Source organism: Burkholderia plantarii (assembly GCF_001411805.1).
Classification (GTDB): domain Bacteria; phylum Pseudomonadota; class Gammaproteobacteria; order Burkholderiales; family Burkholderiaceae; genus Burkholderia; species Burkholderia plantarii.
On record NZ_CP007213.1, the window covers coordinates 2,317,423 to 2,341,563 of the forward strand.

The window sequence follows — 24,141 nt, forward strand, 5'->3', positions numbered from 1 at the left end:
CCTCCGGTGACGAACGGTATCGGTATTTCGTCCGGCACGGCGAAACGGTTACAGCCGCATGCACATTCGCGGCACGGCCGGCGCATGACGGCACGGAACCATGGCACCGCCGGCGCGCGCATCGCACGCGCGCGGCGCCATCCCGCAACATCCGGCGGACGGTGGCGCCCACCCGGCCGCCACCGCCACCATCGCCGGCGCGTACCGCTCATCGCCCCTCCTGCGCCTGCTCCCGCGCTACCGGCCCCTCGGGCACCCGCTCGTCCGGCGCCGCCGCCAGCATCGCGTCGAGCCACACCGCCACCTCCGCCAGATAGCGCGGCGTGCCGATGTCGTCGTGCGAGCAGGCGATCGGCGTCGAGCGGATCTCGCCGTCCACGTGGGCGCGCCAGTGCGTCAGCGGCGATTCCATCCGCACGGCTTCCTCGGTGGCCGTGAAATGCGTCAGGGTGCCCTTGAACACGCTGCCGGGCAGGTAACGCTGCGAGATCCGCAGGTTGTTGCGCCGCACGGCCACCAGGCCATGGATGTGCGCCTCGGTCAGATCGGCGAACATCTGGCCGTCGCGGCGCACGATCGCGGCCACTTCCTGCACCGTCAGCCGGCGGCCCGCCTCGATCGTCTCCATCGGATGGCCGGCCGTGCGCAGCACGTTGGCGAGCGTGTACTGGTCGTCGACGGGCACCTCCTCGGTGGTGTAGAGGATGTAGCTGTCGAGCATGCCGAGAAAATCGACGCGCTCGCCCATCGCCTGCAGCTGGCAGGCGATCTCGAACGCCACCAGCCCGCCCATCGACCAGCCCAGCACGCGGTACGGCCCCCGTGGCTGCACGCGGCGCATGGCCTCGATGTAGTCGCGGCTCATCGCCTCCACCGATTCCGCCGGCGCCGTGTCCGGCTCGATGCCGGCGGCCTGCAGCCCGTACACCTGGAAACGCCCCCGCGGATGACGCCCGAGGCCCACGTAGGACCAGCTCAGCCCGCTCGCCGGGTGGACGCAGAACAGCACCGGGCCGCCCTCGTCGCGCACCTTGAGCGGCAGCGTCATCGCCACCGGCGAGGCCACCGCGAGCGGGAAGTCGATCTGCCGGGCCTGCCGCGCCAGCTCCGGATACGCGAACAGCGTGCTGATCGACAGCCGCACCGCGAACGCCTTCTCGATCCGGTCGAGCAGCGTCATCGCCAGCAGCGAATGGCCGCCGAGCGCGAAGAAGCTGTCGTGGCGGCCGATCGTCTCGAGCTTCAGCACCTCGGCCCACAGCGCGGCCAGCGCCTGCTCGGTCTCGCCCTGCGGCGCCTCGTAGGCGCGGCTCGCGTAGGCGCTCGCGTCGGGCGCCGGCAGCGCGCGGTGGTCGAGCTTGCCGTTCGGCGTGAGCGGCAGCGCCGCCAGCCGCACGTAGGCGGACGGCACCATGTGCTCGGGCAGGCTCGCCTGCAATTCGGCGCGCAAGTCCTCCGCGCCGCGCGCCTCGCCGCTCCAGTAGGCCACCAGGCGCCGGTCGCCGGGCACCGTGCCGGCCTCGCGCGCGACCACCGCCGCCTCGCGCACGCCGGCGCAGCGCGCGAGCCGCGCCGCGATCTCGCCCGGCTCGACGCGGAAGCCGCGGATCTTCACCTGATCGTCGTTGCGGCCGAGGTAGTCGAGCGTGCCGTCGGCGCGCCAGCGGCCGAGGTCGCCGGTCCGGTACATCCGCGCATCCGGCGCGCCGTCGAACGGATCAGGTACGAAACGCGCCCGGCTCAGATCGTCGCGATTGCGATAGCCGAGCGCCACCTGCGCCCCGCCGACGTGGATCTCGCCCGCCACGCCCTCGGGCACCGGCTCGCCATGCGCGTCGAGCAGATAGATGCGCGCGTTGCCGACCGGCCGCCCGATCGGCGGCAGCGCCGGCCACGCGGCCGGATCGTCGGGCAGCGTGTGCGCGACGCAGACGTGCGATTCGGTCGGGCCGTAGTGGTTGTGCAGCCGGCAGCCGGGATGGCGCGTGAAGAACGCGGTCAGCTGCGGCGTGATGCGCAGCTGCTCGCCGGCCGTGATCACCTCGCGCAGCGCCGGCGCGCACTCGGCACCCTCGGCGGTGGCGGCCTCGGCGAGCGCCTGCAGCGCGATGTACGGCAGATACAGCCGCGCCACGCCGCGCGCGCGGATGTGCGCCCAGAGCCGCGCGAAATCGAGCCGCAGGTCGGCGTCGATCAGCTCCAGCGTGGCGCCGGCGGCCAGCGTGCCGAAGATCTCCTGGAACGCCACGTCGAAGCCGAGCGCCGCGAACTGCAGCGTGCGCCCGGCCGTCACCGCGCCGGCCTGCCATTGCAGCAGGTTGACGAGCGGGCCGTGCGCCATCGCCACGCCCTTGGGCTGGCCGGTGGAACCCGACGTGTAGATCAGGTAGGCCAGCTGCGCCGGGCCGTGACCCGGCACCTCCGGGCGATCGCGCGGCGCGCGCGGCCAGCCGTCGGCGGCGTCGAGCAGGACGGCCGGCACCGCGCCGGGCTCAAGCAGCGGCGCGGTGGCCTGCTGCATCAGCAGCGCGGCCGGCGCGCTGTCGGCCAGCATGTCGGCGAGCCGCCCGGGCGGATAGGACGGATCGAGCGGCACGTAGCCGGCGCCGGCCTTGAGGATCGCCAGCAGCCCCACCACCATCTCCGGACAACGATGGACGCAGATCGCCACGCGATCGCCGGGCCGCACGCCGCGCGCGATCAGATGATGCGCGAGCGCGTTGGCCTGTTGGTCGAGCTGCGCGTAGCTGAGCACCCGCTCGGCGCCGTCGTCGGGCGAGCGCTGCGCGACCGCCGGCGCGTCCGGCGTGCGCCGCACCTGCGCCTCCACCAGCGCGGCCACGGTCGGCACGAACGGATAAGCGGCCTCCGTGCGGTTGTGCGTGGTGAGCAGACGCCGCCGCTCGGCGTCGCCGAGCATCGGCAGGGCGGCGGCCGGCTCCTGCTCGCGCGCCGTCATCTCGCGCAGCACGCGTTCGAGGTAGCCGACGTGGCGTTCCACCGTCGCGCGATCGAACAGCGCCGTGGCGTATTCGAGCGCGCCGACGATCATGCCGTCGGCCTCGCCCAGCTCCAGCGTCAGGTCGAACTTCGCGCTGGCGCGCACCGGCGCCAGCGGTTCGAGCGTGAGCCCCGGCAGCGCGAGCGCGGGCATCTCGACGTTCTGCCACGCGAACATGACCTGGAACAGCGGGCTGTGCGAGAGGCTGCGCACCGGTTTCACGAGTTCGACCACCTGCTCGAACGGCAGGTCCTGGCGCGCCTGCGCCTCCAGCGTGCGCGCCCGCACGCGGCGCAGCAACTCCGCCACGCGCGGCTCGCCCGACAGGTCGACCGGCAGCGCCAGCGTGTTGACGAAGAAACCGATCAGGTCCTCGGTCTCGGCGCGCATGCGGTTGGCGGCGGGCGAGCCGATCACGACCTCGTCCTGCCCCGACAGGCGCGCCAGCACCACGGCCCAGCCCGCCAGCAGCGTCATGTAGAGCGTCGCGCCGTGGCGCAGGCTGAGCGCCTTGAGCGCCGCGCTCAGTTCGGCGTCGAGCCGCACCGGCACCGCCGCGCCGGCGAAATCCTGGCGCGCGGGGCGCGGCCGGTCGGTCGGCAGGCTCAGCAGCGCCGGCGCGTTCGACAGCGCGTCGCGCCAGTACGCCGCCTGCTCGCGCAGCGCGTCGCCGTCCAGCAGGCGCCGCTGCCAGGCCGCGTAGTCGGCGTACTGCACCGGCAGCGGCGGCAGCGGCGCCGGCGCGCCGCGCCGGCATGCCTCGTAGTGCGCGGCCAGCTCGCGCGTGAGCACGCCCATCGACCAGCCGTCGGCCGCGATGTGATGCATCGTCAGCAGCAGCGCGTGATCGTCGGGGCCGAGCCGGATGAGCTGCCCGCGGATCAGCGGCCCGCGTTCGAGATCGAACGGCGCGAGCGCCTCCGCCTCGATCCGCCCGGCGAGCGCCGCGTCGAGCGCCCCGGCCGACGGACCGGACCGGTCGGACAGGTCGTGCAGGCCGAGCGCGAAGCCGCGCCCGGCCTCGTCGATCCGCTGCACGGCCTGCCCCCGCACGCGTTCGAAGCGCGTGCGCAGCACCTCGTGGCGCGCCACGATGCCGTCGAGCGCGCGGCGCAGCGCGTCGGCGTCGAGCCGGCCGCGCAGCCGCAGCGCGCCGGGGATGTGATACGCCGCGCTCGCGCCCTCCACCTGCGCGAGGAACCAGAGCCGCTGCTGCGCGAACGACAGCGGCAGCGCGCCGGCGCGATCGGCCGGCTCGATCGCGGGCAGGCTGCTGCGCGCGGCGCGCGCCACCGCCCCGGCCAGCCCGGCCAGCACCGGATGCGCGAACAGCTCGCCCAGCGCCAGCTCCACGCCGAACCGCTGCCGCACCTGCGAGATCAGCCGCACCGCCAGCAGCGAATGGCCGCCCAGTTCGAAGAAATGATCGTGCCGCCCGACGCGCTCCACGTCGAGCAGCGCCTGCCACAGCGAGGCCAGCGTGGCCTCGGTCGCGCCGCGCGGCGCCTCGTAGACGCGGCTCGCGTAAGCCTGCGCGTCGGGCTGCGGCAGCGCGCGGCGATCGAGCTTGCCGTTGTGCGTGAGCGGCAGCGCGTCGAGCCAGACGAACGCGGCCGGCACCATGTGCGCGGGCAGGCTCGCCTGCAGGCGCTCGCGCAGCTGCTCCGCGTCGATCGGCGTGCCGGTGCAGTAGGCGACGAGGCGCGTCTGTCCGGATCCATCGCCACGCCCGTCGTCGCGCGCGATCACCGCCGCGTCGTCGGCGCCGGCCCGCACCAGCTGCGCGCCGATCTCCTCCAGCTCGACGCGGAAGCCGCGAATCTTCACCTGGAAGTCGTTGCGGCCGAGATAGTCGAGCGTGCCGTCGGCGCGCCAGCGGCCGAGGTCGCCCGACGCATAGACGCGCCCGCCGGGGCGGAACGGATCGTCACGGAAACGTTGCGCGGTGAGCGCCGCGCGGTTCAGGTAGCCGCGCGCCACGCCCACGCCGCCGATGTGGATCTCGCCCGTCGCGCCGAGCGGCACCGGGCGGCCCCGCGTGTCGAGCAGGTAGATCGCGAAGTTGTCGATCGGCCGGCCGATCGGCGGCGCGCCCGCCTGGTCGGGCCGGCAGACCTGCCACGTCGCCCAGATGGTGGCCTCGGTCGGGCCGTAGGCGTTCACGAACAGCCGCCCGCCGGCCCAGCGCCGCACCAGCCGCTCGCCGAGCGCCTCGCCCGCCACCACCAGCGTGCGCACGCCCGGCAACGTCACCTCGTCGGGCAGCGCCGCGAGCACCGCCGGCGGCAGCGTGGCATGCGTCACGCCGCCTTGCGCGATGGCCTCGCGCAGCGCGCCGCCGGCCAGCACCACGCCGGCGGGCGGCACGACCAGCGCGGCGCCCTGGCACAGCGCCATCACGATCTCGAACACGCAGGCATCGAAGCTGAACGACGCGAACTGCAGCACGCGGCTGCCGGCGTCCACCGCGAGGTGGCGCGCCTGCATCGCGGCCAGGTTGGCCAGCCCGCGATGCGCGACCATCACGCCCTTCGGCTGTCCCGTCGAGCCGGACGTGTAGATCACGTAGGCGAGCGGCGACGCGTCCGGGCCGGCCGGTTCGGCTTCGGCTTCGGCTTCGGCCGGCAGCGGATCGTGCGGGCTCGCCTCGCGCCACGCCTCGGGCCGGTCGAGCCGGATGCGGCGCGCCTCGCCCGCCTCCAGCCGCCCGGCGGTGGCGGCCTGCACCAGCACCGCGGCCGGCGCGCTGTCGGCCAGCATGTAGGCGAGCCGCTCGCGCGGATAGGCCGGATCGAGCGGCACGTAGGCCGCGCCGGCCTTCCACACCGCCAGCACGCCGACGATCATCTCGATGCCGCGCTCGACGCAGATCGCCACGCGGTCGGCGGGCCGCACGCCCAGCTCGCGCAGATGACGGGCGAGCCGGTTGGCCTGCTCGTCCAGCTCGCGATAGGACAGGCCGCGTTCGCCCTGCACGAGCGCGAGCGCGTCCGGCGCGCGGCGCGCCTGTGCCTCGAACAGTGCGTGAGCGGTGGCGTCGGTCTCGAACGCGGCCCCGGTGGCGTTGAAGTCGACCAGCAGCTCCCGTCGGGCGGCCGGCGACAGCACCTCGAGGTCGCGCACCGGCGTGTCGGGCGCCGCGTCGAGCGCCCGCGCGAGGCTCTCCAGCGCGCATCGCATCAGCTCGCAGAGCCGCGCCGCGCCCACCGAGGCGACGGTTTGCGCGCTCAGCGAGAAGCCCTCGCCGAGATCGTCGACCGACAGGCTCAGCGGATAGTTGGTGCGCTCGCGGCTGTCCAGCGCGGTGATGCCGTCCCACGGCGCGGCGCCGTCGGCCGGCACCGGCGCGCTGTGCCGGTAGTTCAGCAGCGCGCTGAACAGCGGCGCCGGCGCGGCCACGCCGCTGCAGCGCTGCGCCAGCGCCAGCGGCGCGTGCTCGTGGCCGAGCAGCGCGGTGAGCCGCGCGTGGGTGGCCCGCACGGCGTCGCGCGCCGGCTGCTCGCCCACCGCCACGCGCAGCGGCAGCGTGTTGATGAACATGCCGAGCGCGCGCTCGGCGCCGACGCCGCCCTGCAGCCGGCCCAGCAGCACGGTGCCGAACACCACGTCCTCGCGGTCGGCGGCGCGGCCGAGCACCTGCGCCCAGGCGAGATGGTGCAGGCTCGCCGCGCTCACGCCGAGCCGCCGCGCCTGCGCGCGCAGCCGGCGCGACAGCGCGGCGTCGAGTTCGAGCCGCGCCTCCTCGATCGTCGCGCCCTGCTGGTTCACGTCCACCAGCCCGAACGGCAGCGTGGGTTCGTGGACGTCGTGCAGCATCTCGCGGAAGAACGCCTCGTGGGCCGCGCGGCTCACGCCGAGCGTGGCCTGCGCGACGTGGTTGCGATACGGCACCGGTACCGGCAGGTGCTCGGCACGGCCCTCGAAATGCGCCTGGATCTCGTGCTCGACGATCTCGAGCGCGGCGTGGTCCAGCACCATGTGATGGAACGCCAGCATCGCCACCCAGCGCCCGTGCGCGGCGTCGTGCGCGAGCACCATCCGCATCAGCGGCGCCTGCGCCAGATCCAGCCGCGCGTGGCGCGCGCGCAGTTGTTCGGCGATGTCGCCGCCGGCCGGATCAGGATCGATGGTCTCGACCGGCATCCGCGCGCGGCGCCAGACCACCTGCATCGGCTCGTCCAGATCGGCCCAGACGATCGCGGTACGCAGGATGTCGTGACGGTCGATCACGCCCTGCAGCGCGGCCGCGAACGCGTCGGCGCGCGCGCGGCCGTCCACGGCGAACAGCGCCCGCAGCACGTAGGGATCGTGCTCGCCGGCCGCCAGATGGTGGTAGAGGATGCCCTCCTGCAGCGGCGCGAGCGGATAGATGTCCTGCACGTTGGCGAGGCCGCCCGGCACGCTCGCCACGATGCGGTCGATCCCGGCCTGCGTGAGGCGCGGGGCGAGCGGCAGCAGCTCGGGCGTGAGCCGCGTGCAACCGGCCGCAATGCGGTTCCCGGGCACGGCGACCGGCGAGCCGGCTCCCGGCGCGGCGCCCGGCGCGGCATCGAGCGCGGCGGCCAGCGCCGCCAGCGTCGGCTGGCCGAACAGCACGCGCACGTCGGCGTCGAGCCCCGCCTCGCGCATCCGCGCGATCAGGCCGAGCGCGAGCAGCGAATGGCCGCCCAGCTCGAAGAAATGATCGTGGCGCCCCACCCGCTCCACGCCCAGCACCTCGGCCCACAGGCGCGCCAGCGTCGCCTCGGTCTCGCCGAGCGGCGCCTCGTAGGGGCGGCTCGCGTAGGCCCCGGCATCGGGCGCCGGCAGCGCCCGGCGGTCGAGCTTGCCGTTCGGCGTGAGCGGCAGCGCGGCGAGCGTGACGAACGCGCCCGGCACCATGTAGTCGGCCAGCGCCGCGGCCAGATGCTCGCGCAGCGCGGCGGCCGGCAGCTCGGCGCCGTCGCGCGGCACCACGTAGGCCACCAGCCGCTTCTCGCCGGCCGGCCCGGGCGCGTCCTGCCGCGCGATCACGGCCGCGTCCCGCACGCCCGGGTATTGCGCGAGCTTCGCCTCGATCTCGCCCGGCTCCACGCGGAAGCCGCGAATCTTCACCTGCTGGTCGTTGCGGCCGAGGAATTCCAGCCGGCCGTCGGGCAGGTAGCGCGCGAGGTCGCCGGTGCGGTACATGCGGGCGCCGGGCGCGGTGTCGAACGGATCGGCCAGGAAGCGCTCGGCGCTCAGGTCCGGACGGTCGAGGTAGCCGAGCGCCACGCCGTCGCCGCCCACGTAAAGCTCGCCGGCCGCGCCGAGCGGCACCGGCTGGCCATGCGCGTCGAGCAGGTAGACGCGCGTGTTCGCGATCGGCCGGCCGATCGGCAGGCGCGGCAGTTGCGCGTCGGCCGCCGTGATCTCGCAGGTGGTCGAGAACGTGGTGTTCTCGGTCGGTCCGTAGCAGTGCAGCAGATGGCGCGGCGCATGTTGCGTCAGCACGCGCGCGACCACCGCGGGATCGACCGCGTCGCCGCCCACCAGCAGCAGGCGCAGGCTGCCCAGCACGTCGCCGAGCGGCCCGGCGATCTGGCTGAAGAGGCCCGAGGTCAGGTGCAGCACCGTGACGCGCCGCGCCAGCAGCAGCGCGCGCAGTTGCTGCGGCGCCAGCACGCTGGCATGCGGGACCACCACCAGGCAGCCGCCGTTCAGCAGCGGCGCCCACACTTCCAGCGTGCTGATGTCGAAGGCCGGATTGCCGACCCAGGCCACGCGGTCGTCGGCGCCGAAGCTCGCGTAGCCGTTGCCGAGGATCAGCCGGTTGATGCCGCGGTGCGGCACCAGCACGCCCTTCGGCGTGCCGGTCGAGCCCGAGGTGTACATCACGTAGGCGACGGCATCGCCGTCGTCGGAAAGATCGATGCCGCCGGTGGTGGCGGCACGGCCGCCGTCGTCGTCGTCGACGCACATCGCGTGCGCGGCGATCTCGTCGGGCAGGCCCGTGCACGCGCGCGTCACCAGCGCGAGCGGCGCGCCGCAATCGCGCATCACCCACGCCTGACGCGCGGCCGGCGCCTGCGGATCGATCGGCACGTAGGCCGCGCCGGCCTTCAGGATCGCCAGTTGCGCGACCACCAGCGCGGCGCCGCGCTCGAGGACGGTGACCACGCGCGCGCCCGGCCGCACGCCGGCCGCGACCAGACGCTGCGCGAGCCGGTCGGCCCGGGCATCGAGTTCGGCATAGGTACACGTCGCTTCGCCGTCGATCACGGCCACGGCGCCGGGGGTTCGGCGCGCCTGCGCCTCGAACAGCCGATGCACGCGCTGCCGCGCCGGATACGGCGCGCGCGTGCGGTTCCAGCCGTCGAGCAGCAGCTCGCGCTCGGGCGCGCCGAGCATCGGCGCGCGCAGCACCGGCTGCGCCGGCTCGGCCACCATCGCGCGCAGCACGCTGACGAGATAGCCGGCATGGCGCTCGATCGTGGCGCGCTCGAACAGCGCGCTCGCGTATTCGAGTTCGCCCTCGATGCGGCCGTCGCGCTCGTCGAGCGCGAGCGACACGTCGAACTTCGCGCTGCGATGCGTGGCGGTGAGCGGTTCGAGCGCGAGCCCGTCCAGCGCCAGCCCGCCGGTATCGACGTTGCGCCACGCCAGCAGCGCCTGGAACACCGGGCTGTACGCGAGGCTGCGGGCCGGGCGCAGCGCTTCGATCACCTGCTCGAACGGCAGGTCCTGATGCGCCTGCGCGTCGAGCACGCGCGCCTTGATTCGCTGCAGCAGCGCGTCGGCCGAGACGCCGCCGGACAGGTCCACGCGCAGCGCGAGCGTGTTGACGAACAGGCCGATCAGCTCCTGCACCTCGGCGCGCCGGCGGTTGGCCACGGGCGCGCCGATCACCACCTCGTCCTGCCCGGCCAGCCGGCCGAGCACGGTGGCCCAGCCCGCCAGCAGCACCATGAACGGCGTGGCGCCGTGGCGCCGCGCGAGCGCCTTCAGGCCGGCCGTCAGCGCCGCGTCGAGCACGACCGGCACCGCCGCGCCGGCGTAGTCCTGCACCGCGGGCCGCGGCCGGTCGGTCGGCAGCTCCAGCAGCGCCGGCGCGCCGAGCAGCGTGTCCCGCCACCAGGCGCCCTGCTGCTCCAGCATGGCGTCGTCCACCAGGCGGCGCTGCCATGCGGCGTAGTCGGCATATTGCACGGGCAGCGGCGGCAGCGCGGGCGGCGGCGACGTCGATGCCGCGCCGGCTTCGCGATAGCCGCGATACAGCGCCGCCAGCTCGCGCGTGAAGACGCCCATCGACCAGCCGTCGGAGACGATATGGTGCATCGTCACGAGCAGCGCATGCCGGTCCGCGCCGAGCCGCACCAGCTGGCCGCGCACGAGCGGCCCCGCCGCGAGGTCGAACGGCGCGCGCGCCTCGTCATCCGCAAGTCGCGCGAGCGCGGTCTCGCGCTCGCGCGCGGACGGCAGCGCCGACAGGTCCGGCGTGCGCAGCGCGAAGCCCGCGCTGGCGGCGGCGATGCGCGGCCGTGCCTGCCCCGCCTCGGCCACGAACGTGGTGCGCAGCGCCTCGTGGCGCGCGACGATCGCGTCGAGCGCGCGCCGCAGCGCCGCCTCGTCGAGCGCCCCGCGCAGGCGCAGGCCGCCGACGATGTGATAGGCCTCGCTGCCGCCCGCCATCTGCGCCAGGAACCACAGCCGCTGCTGCGCGAACGACAGCGGCAGCACCGCGCCCGGCTCGCGCGAGAGCGGCACGACGGGCGGCAGGCTGCTGCGCGAGGCGCGCGCGAGCGCGCCGGCCAGCGCGCTCAGCGACGGATGCGTGAACAGCTCGGCCAGCGGCAGCTCCACGCCCAGTTGCTCGCGCACCTGCGAGATCAGCCGGATCGCGAGCAGCGAATGCCCGCCCAGCGCGAAGAAATGATCGTGGCGGCCCACGCGTTCGACGCCGATCAGCGCCTGCCAGATTCGCGCGAGCGCCTGCTCGGTGTCGTTCGCGGGCGCCTCGTAGGCGTGGCTCGCGAACGCGTCGGGGTCCGGCGCCGGCAGCGCATGGCGATCGAGCTTGCCGTTCGGCGTGAGCGGCAGCGCGTCGAGGAACACGAACGCGCCCGGCACCATGTGCTCGGGCAGCGTCTCGCGCAATGCCGCGCGCAGCGCCTGCGCGTCGCGCGTCTCGCCCGCGCAATAGGCCACCAGCCGCCTCTCGCCCGGCGCGTCCTCGCGCGCCAGCACCGCCGCCGCCTTCACGCCGGGCAGCGCCGCGAGCCGCGCCTCGATCTCGCCCGGCTCGATCCGGAAGCCGCGGATCTTCACCTGATGGTCGTTGCGCCCGAGATATTCGAGGTTGCCGTCGGCACGCCAGCGGCCGAGGTCGCCGGTGCGGTACAGGCGCGCGCGCGGATCGTCGCTGAACGGGTCCGTCACGAAGCGCTCGGCCGTCAGCCCGGCGCGGTTCAGGTAGCCGCGCGCCACGCCGTCGCCGCCGATGTGGATCTCGCCCGCCACGCCGGGCGGCACCGGCTCGCCGTGGGCATCGAGCAGGTAGATCTGGGTGTTCGACACCGGGCGGCCGATGTGCGCGGCAAAGCCCTGCTCGCGCGGCATCGATACCCAGGTCGAGTAGGTGGTGGTCTCCGACGGCCCGTACAGGTTGCAGAGCCGCTGCACGCCGGTGCGCGCGAACAGCGCCTCCACCAGTTCGCGCCGCAGCGCCTCGCCGGCCACGTTCACAGTGCGCACCGCCGCGCCCAGCGCGCCGCTGTCGAGCAGCGCGGCGAGCGCCGACGGCACCGTGTTGACGAGGCCCGCGTCGCTGGCGCGCTCGCGCAGCGCCAGCACGTTGGGCACCACCTCGATGCAGGCGCCGCGCGTGAGCGGCGCGAAGCATTCGTAGACGGCCAGGTCGAAGTTCAGCGACGTCGAGAACAGCGTGCGGGCCTGCTCCCGCGCCTCGAACGCGCGATGCGCCCAGCACAGGAAGTTCACCGTGTTGCGGTGCTCGATCATCACGCCCTTCGGCTGGCCGGTGGAGCCGGAGGTGTAGATCACGTAGGCCAGATGCCGTGCGCCGAGGCCGGGGACGACCGGGTTGCCGGCGGGTGCGCCGTTCGCCTCGGCCGCGTCGTTCGTCGGCAGCGCATCGGGCAGCAAATCCGGCAGCGCATCGGGCAGCAAATCCGGCAGCGCATCGGGCAGCAAATCCGGCAGCGCATCGGGCAGCGAATCCGGCAGCTCGATCAGCGGCACGCTCGGCGCGGCGCCGAGCACCGCGCGCGTGGCCGCCTGCGCGAGCACCGCCACCGGCGCGCTGTCCGCCAGCATGTAGGCGAGGCGCTGCGCCGGATAGGCCGGGTCCAGCGGCACGTAGGCGGCGCCCGACTTCAGGATCGCCAGCAGCCCCGCCACCATCGCGATGCCGCGTTCGGCGCAGATCGCCACGCGATCGTCGGGCCGCACGCCGTGCGCGATCAGGCGGTGCGCGAGCCGGTTCGCGTGTGCGTTCAGTTCGGCATAGGTCAATTGCCGGCCGTCATGGATCACCGCCGGCGCGTGCGGCGTGCGGGCCGCCTGCGCCTCGAACAGGCCGTGGATCGTCTGCTCGCGCGGATAGTCGGCCCGGGTCGCGTTCAGCGTGCGCAGCAGGTGCGTGCGCTCCGCCGGCGGCAGGATCGCGATCGTGCGCAGCGGCTGTTCCGGCTGCCGCGCCAGCGCGTCGACCAGCCCTTCCAGCGCTGTCTGCAAATAGGCGCAGATGCGCGTCGCGCCGATGCCTTCGGCCACTTGAGCGGTGAGCATGAAGCCGTCGCCGAGATCGTCGACGGACATCATCAGCGGATAGTTCGTGCGTTCCTCCCCGCCGAGTACCTCGATGCCGTCGGCGATCGTCTGCGTCGCCGCCTCGGCGCCGGCCGTGCCGTGGCGGTAGTTCAGCAGCGCGCTGAACAACGGCGCCGGCGCCGCCACGCCGCTGCAGCGCTGCGCCAGCACCAGCGACGCGTGCTCGTGCGCGAGCAGCGCGCTCAGCCGCGCGTGCGTCGCCCTCACGCCGGCCCGCGCGCCCTGGTCGCCCACCGCCACGCGCAGCGGCAGCGTGTTGATGAACATCCCCAGCGCCCGGTCCGCCCCCACGCCCCCCTGCATCCGCCCCAGCAGCACCGTGCCGAACACCACGTCCTCGCGCCCCGACACCTTGCCCAGCACCTGCGCCCACGCCAGGTGGTACAGGCTCGCCGCGCTCACGCCCAGCTGCCGTGCCTGCGCTCGCACGCGCCTCGCCAGCGCGAGATCCACGTCGAGCCGCGCTTCCTCGATGCCGCGGCCGTCGCCCTGCACGTCCACCAGCCCGAACGGCAGCGTCGGCTCGTCCACGTCGTGCAGCATCTCGCGGAAGAACGCCTCGTGCTGCTCGCGGCTCGTGCCGAGGCGCGTCTGCGCCACGTAGTTGCGATACGGCTGCGCCGCCTGAAGGCCGCTCGCGTCGCCGTCCAGGTACGCGAGCATTTCCTGCTGCATCACCTCGAGCGCCGTGTGATCGAGCGCCATGTGATGGAACAGCAGCGCCAGCACCCAACGATCGTTGACCGCGTCATGGGCGTAGGCCACCCGCAGCAGCGGCGCCTGCCGCACGTCGAGCCGATAATGGCGCGGATCGAACCGCACGTTCATCTGCTGGGCGACGTCGCCCGGCGCCGCATCGACGGCCACCTCCTCCACCGCCAGCGGCGCCGCGCGGCACACCACCTGCACCGGCTCGTCCAGCCCTTCCCACGCCACGCGCGTGCGCAGGATGTCGTGGCGATCGATCACGCGCTGCAACGCGGCGACGAACGCCGCCACGCGCTCGCGATCGGGCAGGCTGAACAGCGCCTGCAGCAGATACGGATCGCCGTCGCCGCTCGACAGATGGTGGTACAGAATCCCTTCCTGCAGCGGCGCGAGCGGATAGATGTCCTGCACGTTGCGCATCCCGCCCGGCACGCCCGCCACCGCCGCATCGATCTGCGCCTGAGTCAGCGCGACCAGCGGCAGCAGATCCGGCGTGATGCGCTCGCAGCCGGCCGGAATCCGGTTGGCCGGCGCGGCCACCTCGCGGTGCGTCCCCACCGCGGCGGCCAGCGCGCTCAGCGCCGGCTGGCCGAACAGCACGCGGATGTCGGCGCTCAAGCCCGCCTGACGCATCCGCTCGATCAGCTTCATCGCCAGCAGCGAATGCCCGCCCAGCTCGAAGAAGTGATCGTGGCGGCCCACCCGCTCCACGCCCAGCAGTTCCTGCCAGATCCGCGCCAGCGTGCGTTCGGTGTCGCCGACCGGCGCCTCGTAGCGGCGGCTCACCACGGCATCGGCGCCCGGCTCCGGCAGCGCGCGGCGGTCGAGCTTGCCGTTCGGCGTGAGCGGCAGCGCCGCCAGCGGCACGTAGAGCCCCGGCACCATGTAGTCGGGCAGCACCGCCAGCAGCGCGGCATGCAATGCCTCGGGCGGCTGCGCGGCGCCCGTGTAATAGGCCACCAGCCGCTGGCCGCCGGCCGCGTCGCCGCGCGCCACCACCACGGCGTCCTTCACGCCGTCGAGCGCTTCGAGCCTGGCCTCGATCTCGCCCAGCTCGACGCGGAACCCGCGCACCTTGACCTGATGATCGTTGCGGCCCAGATAGTCGAGGCTGCCGTCCTCGCGCCAGCGCCCGAGATCGCCGGTGCGGTAGAGGCAGGCGTGCGGATCGTCGCCGAACGGATCGCGCACGAAGCGCTCGGCCGTCAGCCCGGCGCGGTTCAGATAGCCGCGCGCCACCTGCGCGCCGCCGACGTGGATCTCCGCGACCACGCCGTGCGGCACCGGCTGCCCGTGCGCGTCCAGCAGATAGACCCGCGTGTTGGCGATCGGCCGGCCGATCGGCGGCAGCGTGGCCCACGCCTCGACGTCCTCGGGCAGCGCGAACGCGATCGTGACGTGCGTCTCGGAGGGGCCGTAATGGTTGTGCAGGCGCGCGCCCAGGCGGCGGAACAGCTGGCGGATCTCGGCGGTGATGCGCAGCTGCTCGCCCGCCGTGATCACCTCGCGCAGCGTGCAGTCCGACAGGTCCAGCCCGCGCCGGATTACCGTCTCCGCCAGGCTCTGCAGCGCGACGTAGGGCAGGTAGAGCCGCTCGATGCGCCGCGCCACGATGTGCGCGAACAGCTGCTCGAAATCGAAGCGCAGCGCCTCCGGAATCAGCTCCAGCGTGGCGCCCTCGCAGAGCGTGCTGAAGATTTCCTGAAACGCCACGTCGAAGCCGAGCGCCGCGAACTGCAGCGTGCGTCCGCCGCAGTGGCCCTGCTGCCGGCCGCCCGTGGCCTGCCAGTGCAGCAGGTTCACGAGCGCGCGATGCGGCATCGCCACGCCCTTCGGCTGGCCGGTCGAACCAGAGGTGTAGATCACGTAGGCCAGCGACGACGCATCCGCGTCCGCCTCGCGGGCCGGCGCCTCGGGTTCGGGCATGGCCTCCTCGACGACGCCGTCGATGGCCGCGTCGATGTCGATTTCCGGCGTCCCCGTGGTGCCGGCCACGCCGGCCGTGTCGGCATGCACGAGCACCGCCAGCGGCGTGCTGTCGGTCAGCATGTAGGCGAGGCGCTCGGCGGGATAGGTCGGATCGAGCGGCACGTAGGCCGCGCCCGATTTCAGAATCCCCAGCAGGCCCACCACCATCTCCAGGCTGCGCCCGACGCAGATCGCCACGCGCGCGTCGCGCCGCGCGCCGCGCCGCCTCAGCAGGCGCGCCAGCCGCCCGGCCCGCTCGTCCAGCTCGCGATAGCTCAGCCGGGCTTCGCCGAACACGACGGCCACCGCGTCGGGCGTGCGCCGTGCCTGCGCCTCGAAACGCGCGTGGACGGTCGGCTCGCGCGGGGCGTCGGCCCGCGTCGCGTTCAGTGTCGTGAGCAGGCGGGCGCGCTCGTCGGCGGGCAGAATCGTCAAGCCGTGCATCGGCGCGTCCGGCCGCTGCTCCAGCGCCTCGACGAGCGCCGCCAGCGCCGCCTCCATGTAGCCGCCGATCCGATCCGCACCGATCGCCGCGACGGCCTGCACCGCGAGGCCGAACGCGTCGCCGCGATCGTCCACCGACAGCATCAGCGGATAGTTGCTGCGTTCCTCGCCGCCGAGCACCGTCACCTCGGCCCATGCGTCGGCGCCCGGTTGGGTCTCACCGGCCTGCACCGCGTCGTGCCGGTAGTTCAGCAGCGCGCTGAACAGCGGCGCCGGCGCGGCCACGCCGCTGCAACGCTGCGCCAGCGACAGCGACGCGTGTTCATGCGCGAGCAGCGCGCTCAGGCGTTCATGCATGCGCGCCACCGCCGCCCGCGCGCCGATCGCACCCACCTCTGCGCGCAGCGGCAGCGTGTTGATGAACATGCCGAGCGAGCGCGCCGCGTCCGCGCCGCCCTGCATCCGGCCCAGCAGCACCGTGCCGAACACCACGTCCTCGCGCCCCGACAGGCGCCCGACCACCTGCGCCCAGGCCAGGTGATGCAGGCTCGCCGCGCTCACGCCGAGCCGCCGCGCCTGCGCGCGAATCCGCCGCGACAGCGCCGGCGCCACCGTGCGCCGCGCCTCCTCCAGCTCGGCGTCGCTGCTCAGCACGTCCACCAGCCCGAACGGCAGCGTCGGCTCGTCCACGTCGTGCAGCATCTCGCGGAAGAAACGCTCCTGCGCCGCGAGGTCCACGCCGAGGCGCGTCTGCACCACGTAGTTGCGGTAAGGGACCGGCGGCGGCAGCGCCGCGGCCTGCCCGTGCAGATGCGCGTCGACCTCGATGCCCATGTAACGCAGCGAGGTGGCGTCGTCGATCAGGTGATGGAACAACAGCAGCGCGACGTGGCGCTGGCGTACCGGATCGTGCGCGTGGACGATCCGCATCATCGGCGCGCGCGTGATGTCGAGCCGCCGCGTGCGGAAATCGAATTGCGCGCGCAGTTGGGCGGCGACGTCGCCCCGCGCCGCGTCCAGTTCGATTTCCTCGACGGGCAGCGGCGCCTCGCGCCATACCACCTGCACCGGCTCCTCGAGCCCCTCCCACGCCACGCCCGTGCGCAGGATGTCGTGGCGATCGATCACGCGCTGCAACGCGGCGACGAACGCCGCCACGCGCTCGCGGTCCGGCAGGCTGAACAGCGCCTGCAATACATACGGGTCGCCCCGCGCCGCCGACAGATGGTGATACAGGATCCCCTCCTGCAACGGCGCGAGCGGATAGATGTCCTGCACGTTGCGCATCCCGCCCGGCACGCCCGCCGCGATGCGGTCGATCTGCACCTGCGTCAGCGACACCAGCGGCAGCAGGTCAGGCGTGATCCGTTCGCATGACGAAGGAATCCGGTTGTCCGGCACCGCCACTTCAGCGCCCCGGTTCTCCGCCACCGCGGCCGCTGCCAGCGCCGACAACGTCGGCTGGCCGAACAGCACCCGCACGTCCGCGCTCAGGCCCGCCTGACGCATCCGCTCGATCAGCTTCACCGCCAGCAGCGAATGCCCGCCCAGCTCGAAGAAGTGATCGCTCCGGCCCACCCGCTCCACGCCCAGCAACGCCTGCCAGATCCGCGCCAGCGCGTGTTCGGCTTCGCCGACCGGCGCCTCGTAGGCGCGGCTCGCGAACGCGTCGGCCTCCGGCGCCGGCAGCGCGCGACGGTCCAGCTTGCCGTTCGCCGTCAGCGGCAGCGCGTCGAGATGCACGAACGCGGCCGGCACCATGTAGTCCGGCAGGCTCGCCTGCAACGCCGCGCGCAAGGCTTCCGCCTCCTGCACCTCACCGGTGTAATAGCCCACCAGCCGCCTGTCACCGGACAAACCGGACAAGCCGGACACGTCCTCGCGCGCCAGCACCGCCGCCGCCTGCACGCCGGCCACGCCGCCGAGCCGCGCCTCGATCTCGCCCAGCTCGATCCGGAAGCCGCGAATCTTCACCTGATCGTCGTTGCGGCCCAGATAGTCGAGCGTGCCGTCGGCCAGCCAGCGGCCCAGGTCACCGGTCCGGTACATCCGCGCGTCCGGCTCGTCGTTGAACGGGTCGCGCACGAAGCGCTCGGCCGTCAGCGTCTCGCGATTCAGGTAGCCGCGCGCCACCTGCACGCCGCCGATATGAATTTCGCCGACCGCGCCGAGCGGCACCGGCTGCCCGTGCGGGTCCAGCACGTAGATGCGCGTGTTCGCGATCGGCCGGCCGATCGGCGTGCTGGCGCGATCCTCGTCGCAGGTCCAGGCGGTCACGTCCACGGCGGCCTCGGTCGGGCCGTACAGGTTGTGGAGCCGCGCCGTGGCCAGCTGCGCCTGGAAGCGCCGTACCAGCGCGGCCGGCAGCGCCTCGCCGCTGCATACCACGCGCGTGAGGCTCGTGCAGCGCCCCGCATCGCCGTCGGCCAGGAACGCGTCGAGCATCGACGGCACGAAGTGCAGCGTCGTCACGCCATGCTGCTGGATCAGCGCCTTCAGATAGGCCGGCTCGCGGTGGCCGCCCGGCTTCGCCATCACCAGCGTCGCGCCGGTACTCAGCGTCCAGAAGAATTCCCAGACCGACACGTCGAAGCTGAACGAGGTCTTCTGCAGCACCGCCTCGCCCGGCTGCAGCGCATAGGCGTCCTGCATCCACAGCAGGCGGTTGACCACGGCGTGATGCTCGTTCATCACGCCCTTCGGCTGGCCCGTCGAGCCCGAGGTGTAGATCACGTAGGCCAGCTGGCGCGCACCGTGCCCGTCCACCACCGGGTTGTGGTCCGCTTCGCCGTGCCATGCCGGCGCATCGAGCCCGATCACCGGCACCGATGAATCAGCCAGCAACGCGCGCGTCGCGGCCTGCGCGAGCGCCGCTTGCGGCGCGCTGTCCGCGAGCAGATAGGCGAGCCGCTCCGGCGGATAGCCGGGATCGAGCGGGACGTAGCCGGCGCCGGACTTCAGGATCGCCAGCAGCCCTACCACCATCTCGAGGCTGCGTTCGGCGCAGATCGCCACGCGGCCGTCGGGCCGGATGCCCTGCGCGATCAGGTGATGCGCGAGCCGGTTGGCCTGCGCGTTCAGTTCGGCATAGGTCAATTGCCGGCCCTCATGGACCACCGCCGGCGCGTGCGGCGTGCGGGCCGCCTGCGCCTCGAACAGCGCATGGATGGTCTGCTCGCGGGGATAGGCCACGCGCGTGGCGTTGAAGGTGTCCAGCAGTCGTGCGCGCTCCTCGGGCGGCACGACGGCCAGGCCATGCAGCGGCGCGTCCGGCCGCTGCTCCAGCGCCTCGACCAGCTGCGCGAGCGCCATGGCCACATAGCCGCCCACGCGCCGCGCGCCGATGCCGGCCGCCACCTGCACCGTCAGGCCGAAGCCCTCGCCGAGATCGTCCACCGACAGCGTCAGCGGATAGTTGGTGCGTTCCTCGACATGCAGGATCTCGACGCCGGCCCAGGCCGGGTGGGCGCCGCCGTCGCTCGACAGTTCCGCGCTGTGCCGGTAGTTCAGCAGCGCGCTGAACAGCGGCGCCGGCGCCGCCACGCCGCTGCAGCGCTGCGCCAGCACCAGCGACGCGTGCTCGTGCGCGAGCAGCGCGCTCAGCCGCGCGTGCGTCGCCCTCACGCCGGCCCGCGCGCCCTGGTCGCCCACCGCCACGCGCAGCGGCAGCGTGTTGATGAACATCCCCAGCGCCCGGTCCGCCCCCACGCCCCCCTGCATCCGCCCCAGCAGCACCGTGCCGAACACCACGTCCTCGCGCCCCGACACCTTGCCCAGCACCTGCGCCCACGCCAGGTGGTACAGGCTCGCCGCGCTCACGCCCAGCTGCCGTGCCTGCGCTCGCACGCGCCTCGCCAGCGCGAGATCCACGTCGAGCCGCGCTTCCTCGATGCCGCGGCCGTCGCCCTGCACGTCCACCAGCCCGAACGGCAGCGTCGGCTCGTCCACGTCGTGCAGCATCTCGCGGAAGAAACGCTCCTGCGCCGCGAGGTCCACGCCGAGGCGCGTCTGCACCACGTAGTTGCGGTAAGGGACCGGCGGCGGCAGCGCCGCGGCCTGCCCGTGCAGATGCGCGTCGACCTCGATGCCCATGTAACGCAGCGAGGTGGCGTCGTCGATCAGGTGATGGAACAACAGCAGCGCGACGTGGCGCTGGCGTACCGGATCGTGCGCGTGGACGATCCGCATCATCGGCGCGCGCGTGATGTCGAGCCGCCGCGTGCGGAAATCGAATTGCGCGCGCAGTTGGGCGGCGACGTCGCCCCGCGCCGCGTCCAGTTCGATTTCCTCGACGGGCAGCGGCGCCTCGCGCCATACCACCTGCACCGGCTCCTCGAGCCCCTCCCACGCCACGCCCGTGCGCAGGATGTCGTGGCGATCGATCACGCGCTGCAACGCGGCGACGAACGCCGCCACGCGCTCGCGGTCCGGCAGGCTGAACAGCGCTTGCAATACATACGGGTCGCCCCGCGCCGCCGACAGATGGTGGTACAGGATCCCTTCCTGCAACGGCGCGAGCGGATAGATGTCCTGCACATTGCGCATCCCGCCCGGCACGCCCGCCGCGATGCGGTCGATCTGCGCCTGCGTCAGCGACACCAGCGGCAGCAGGTCAGGCGTGATCCGTTCGCATGACGAAGGAATCCGGTTGTCCGGCACCGCCACTTCAGCGCCCCGGTTCTCCGCCACCGCGGCCGCTGCCAGCGCCGACAACGTCGGCTGGCCGAACAGCACCCGCACGTCCGCGCTCAGGCCCGCCTGACGCATCCGCTCGATCAGCTTCACCGCCAGCAGCGAATGCCCGCCCAGCTCGAAGAAGTGATCGCTCCGGCCCACCCGCTCCACGCCCAGCAACGCCTGCCAGATCCGCGCCAGCGCGTGTTCGGCTTCGCCGACCGGCGCCTCGTAGGCGCGGCTCGCGAACGCGTCGGCCTCCGGCGCCGGCAGCGCGCGACGGTCCAGCTTGCCGTTCGCCGTCAGCGGCAGCGCGTCGAGATGCACGAACGCGGCCGGCACCATGTAGTCCGGCAGGCTCGCCTGCAACGCCGCGCGCAAGGCTTCCGCCTCCTGCACCTCACCGGTGTAATAGCCCACCAGCCGCCTGTCACCGGACAAACCGGACAAGCCGGACACGTCCTCGCGCGCCAGCACCGCCGCCGCCTGCACGCCGGCCACGCCGCCGAGCCGCGCCTCGATCTCGCCCAGCTCGATCCGGAAGCCGCGAATCTTCACCTGATCGTCGTTGCGGCCCAGATAGTCGAGCGTGCCGTCGGCCAGCCAGCGGCCCAGGTCACCGGTCCGGTACATCCGCGCGTCCGGCTCGTCGTTGAACGGGTCGCGCACGAAGCGCTCGGCCGTCAGCGACTCGCGGTTCAGGTAGCCGCGCGCCACGCCGGCGCCGCCGACGTACATCTCGCCCGGCACGCCCACCGGCACCGGCTCGCCGTGCCGGTCGAGCACGTACAGACGCAGGTCCGGGATCGGCACGCCGATCGGGCTGCGCCCCGTGCGCCGCGCGTCGTCGGCATGCAGCGCGCGGTACGTGACGTGGACCGTCGTCTCCGTGATCCCGTACATGTTCACGAGCTGCGTGCCGGCATTGCGCTCGCGCGCGAACCACGGCTGCAGCATGCCCGGCTCCAGCGCCTCGCCGCCGAACACCACCTGCCGCAACCGGTGTGCCAGCCCGCTCTCGCCCTGCGCCGCGATCAGTTGCTGGAACGCGCTCGGCGTCTGGTTCAGCACCGTCACGCCCTCGTCGCACAGCAACCGGTAGAACGCCTGCGGCGACCGGCCGACCAGCGCCGGCACCACCACCAGCCGGCCGCCGTGCAGCAGCGCGCCCCAGATCTCCCACACCGAGAAGTCGAACGCGAACGAATGAAACAGCGTCCACACGTCCTGCGCGCCGAACTCGAACCACGGCGCCGTGGCCGAGAACAGCCGCGGCACGTTGCGATGCTCGATCATCACGCCCTTCGGCTGGCCGGTGGAGCCCGACGTGTAGATCACATAGGCCAGATGGTGCGATCCCAGCTCGGGCAGCCGCGGATTGTGTGCCGGCATGGTCGCGAGCGCCGCGTCGTCGAGATCGACCGTCGCGAGCGCATGCGCGCCGAGCGCGGCGCGGCTCGACGCCTGCACCAGCACCGCCACCGGCGCGCTGTCGGCGAGCATGTGGCTCAGCCGCGCGGCCGGATAGGCCGGGTCCATCGGCACGTAGCCGGCGCCCGCCTTCAGCACGCCCAGCACGCCCACCACCAGCGCCAGCCCGCGCTCGACGCAGATCGCCACGCGATCGTCGGGCCGCACGCCGCGCGCGATCAGGTGATGCGCGAGCCGGTTCGCGCGCGCGTTCAGTTCGCCGTAGGTCAGCCGTTCGCCCTCATGCACCACCGCGATCGCATCGGGCGCGCGCTCGACCTGCGCCTCGAAGCGCGCATGAATGGTCGAGTCCGCCGCCGCGTCGCGCGGCAGGCCGGCCTCGGCCGCGCCCCAGCGGGCGATCCGCGCGCGCTCCTCGGGCGTGACGACGGCGAGCCGGTGGAGCGGCGTGGCCACCTCGGCCAGCACCTGGTCGAGCAGATGCCGGAAACGCTGCGCCAGCGCCTCGATCTCGTCCTGCTCGAAATAGGCCTGGTTGTAGATGAAATGCACCCAGACCTGATCGTCGAACCGGTTCTCGCGCAGGTAGACGGCCAGCGGCGTCTGCTCATGGTTGTTCGAACTCTTGACGGCGCTGGCCACCGCCTCGCCGAACCGCAGGTCGTGGTCGTTGCGCTCGTAGGACAGCGAGATATCGAACACCTGCGAACGTTGCACGCGCCACAGTCCCAGCTCGCGATTGAGCTCGCTGACCGGGAAGCGCTGGTAGCGATAGTCCTGCTTCAACAGCGAGCCCAGCGCCGCCAGCAGCTCGCGGAACGACAGCGCGTGGTCGAAGCGCAGACGCACCGCGCTGACGCCGGCGAACATGCCGAGCGTGGCCTTCAGCTCGGCGTTGGCGCGGTTCAGGATCGGCAGGCCGACGGTCAGGTCCTCGCGCCCGGCGGTCCTGGCGAAGTAGACATAGAGCACCGCGAGGATCACGTGGAACGAGGTCGCATCGCAAGCCTGCGCCAGCGCCACGAGGCGCTCGTAATAGGCGCGCGGCAGGCTGAAACGGTGGTGGCGGCTCGGCACCACGCCGCCGCGCGCCGCCGCCTGGAAACGCGGCGCGAACAGCGGCTCCGGCACGTCGCTGAACTTGTCGAGCCAGTAGGCGCGATGCTGGTCGAACTTCGGCGACTCGCGATATTGCCGGTCCTGCTCGATGAACTTCACATAGGACGGCGCCGACAGTGCCGGCGCCTGCCCGGCCTCCAGCTCGCCGTAGATCGCGCCGAGCGAATCGAGCATCAGGCCGATGGCCCAGCCGTCGATGATCAGGTGGTGATGGACCAGCACCAGCTGGAAATTCGCCTCGCCGAGCTTCAGCAGCTCGAAGCGGAACAGCCGGCCGCCTTGCAGGACGAACGGCGTTTCCAGCTGCCGGTCCACGCGCAGGCGCGCCGCCGCGTCGGGATCGTCGAGCGCGGAAAGATCGGTAAACGGCAGCGTGAACGGCATCTCGCGCGCGATCTCCTGCATCGGCACGCCGTCCTCGTCCTGCACCGGCGACAGCACGATGCGCAGCGCGTCGTGCTTGTCGATCAGCAGCCTGATCGCCTGCTCCATGCGCGCGGGGTCCACCTTGCCGGCGATCCTCACGTAGCCGCCGATGTTGTAGACCGGCGCATCGCCATGCACCTCCTGGTCGAACCAGATTTCCCGTTGCGAACTCGTCAATCGATAGTAAATCTTGTTCGGCACATTCTTATTCATGAAATTCGACCAGGAAATGGGTTAAACGGAATTGCGCTCTCTCAATTCGCAATTCCATGCTTGGCGAAATACGCCATCATTCGGCACGGTTCGAATGGCAGGCATCCACGTGACGGCCGGGCCATCGCGGCATGCACGAAGCGGCCGCCGATTCGCACCGGATTCACATAGTGGGCATCGCTCGACCTCCACCGGAAACGACACCGACGGGCCGCCGGGACGCATTCCCGCCATTCATCGAACACGCCAGAGAGTACGGCCTCGCGTAAGAACGTGTCCTGAGCGCCGCGAATCCGGCAGCGCCGAAACGAATGAAGCCGGCGACGCGCGCAGCACGAATCGGTTCG

The 24,141-nt window shown here is 72.9% G+C and carries 1 protein-coding gene; it reads right to left on the bottom strand.

Annotated elements, in window-relative coordinates; genetic code table 11:
• Window positions 1-208 precede the first annotated feature (208 nt).
• Window positions 209-23,794, bottom strand: a complete 23,586-nt coding sequence (locus bpln_RS26780; protein WP_055140517.1) for a non-ribosomal peptide synthetase — start codon at window positions 23,792-23,794, stop codon at window positions 209-211.
• Window positions 23,795-24,141 lie beyond the last annotated feature (347 nt).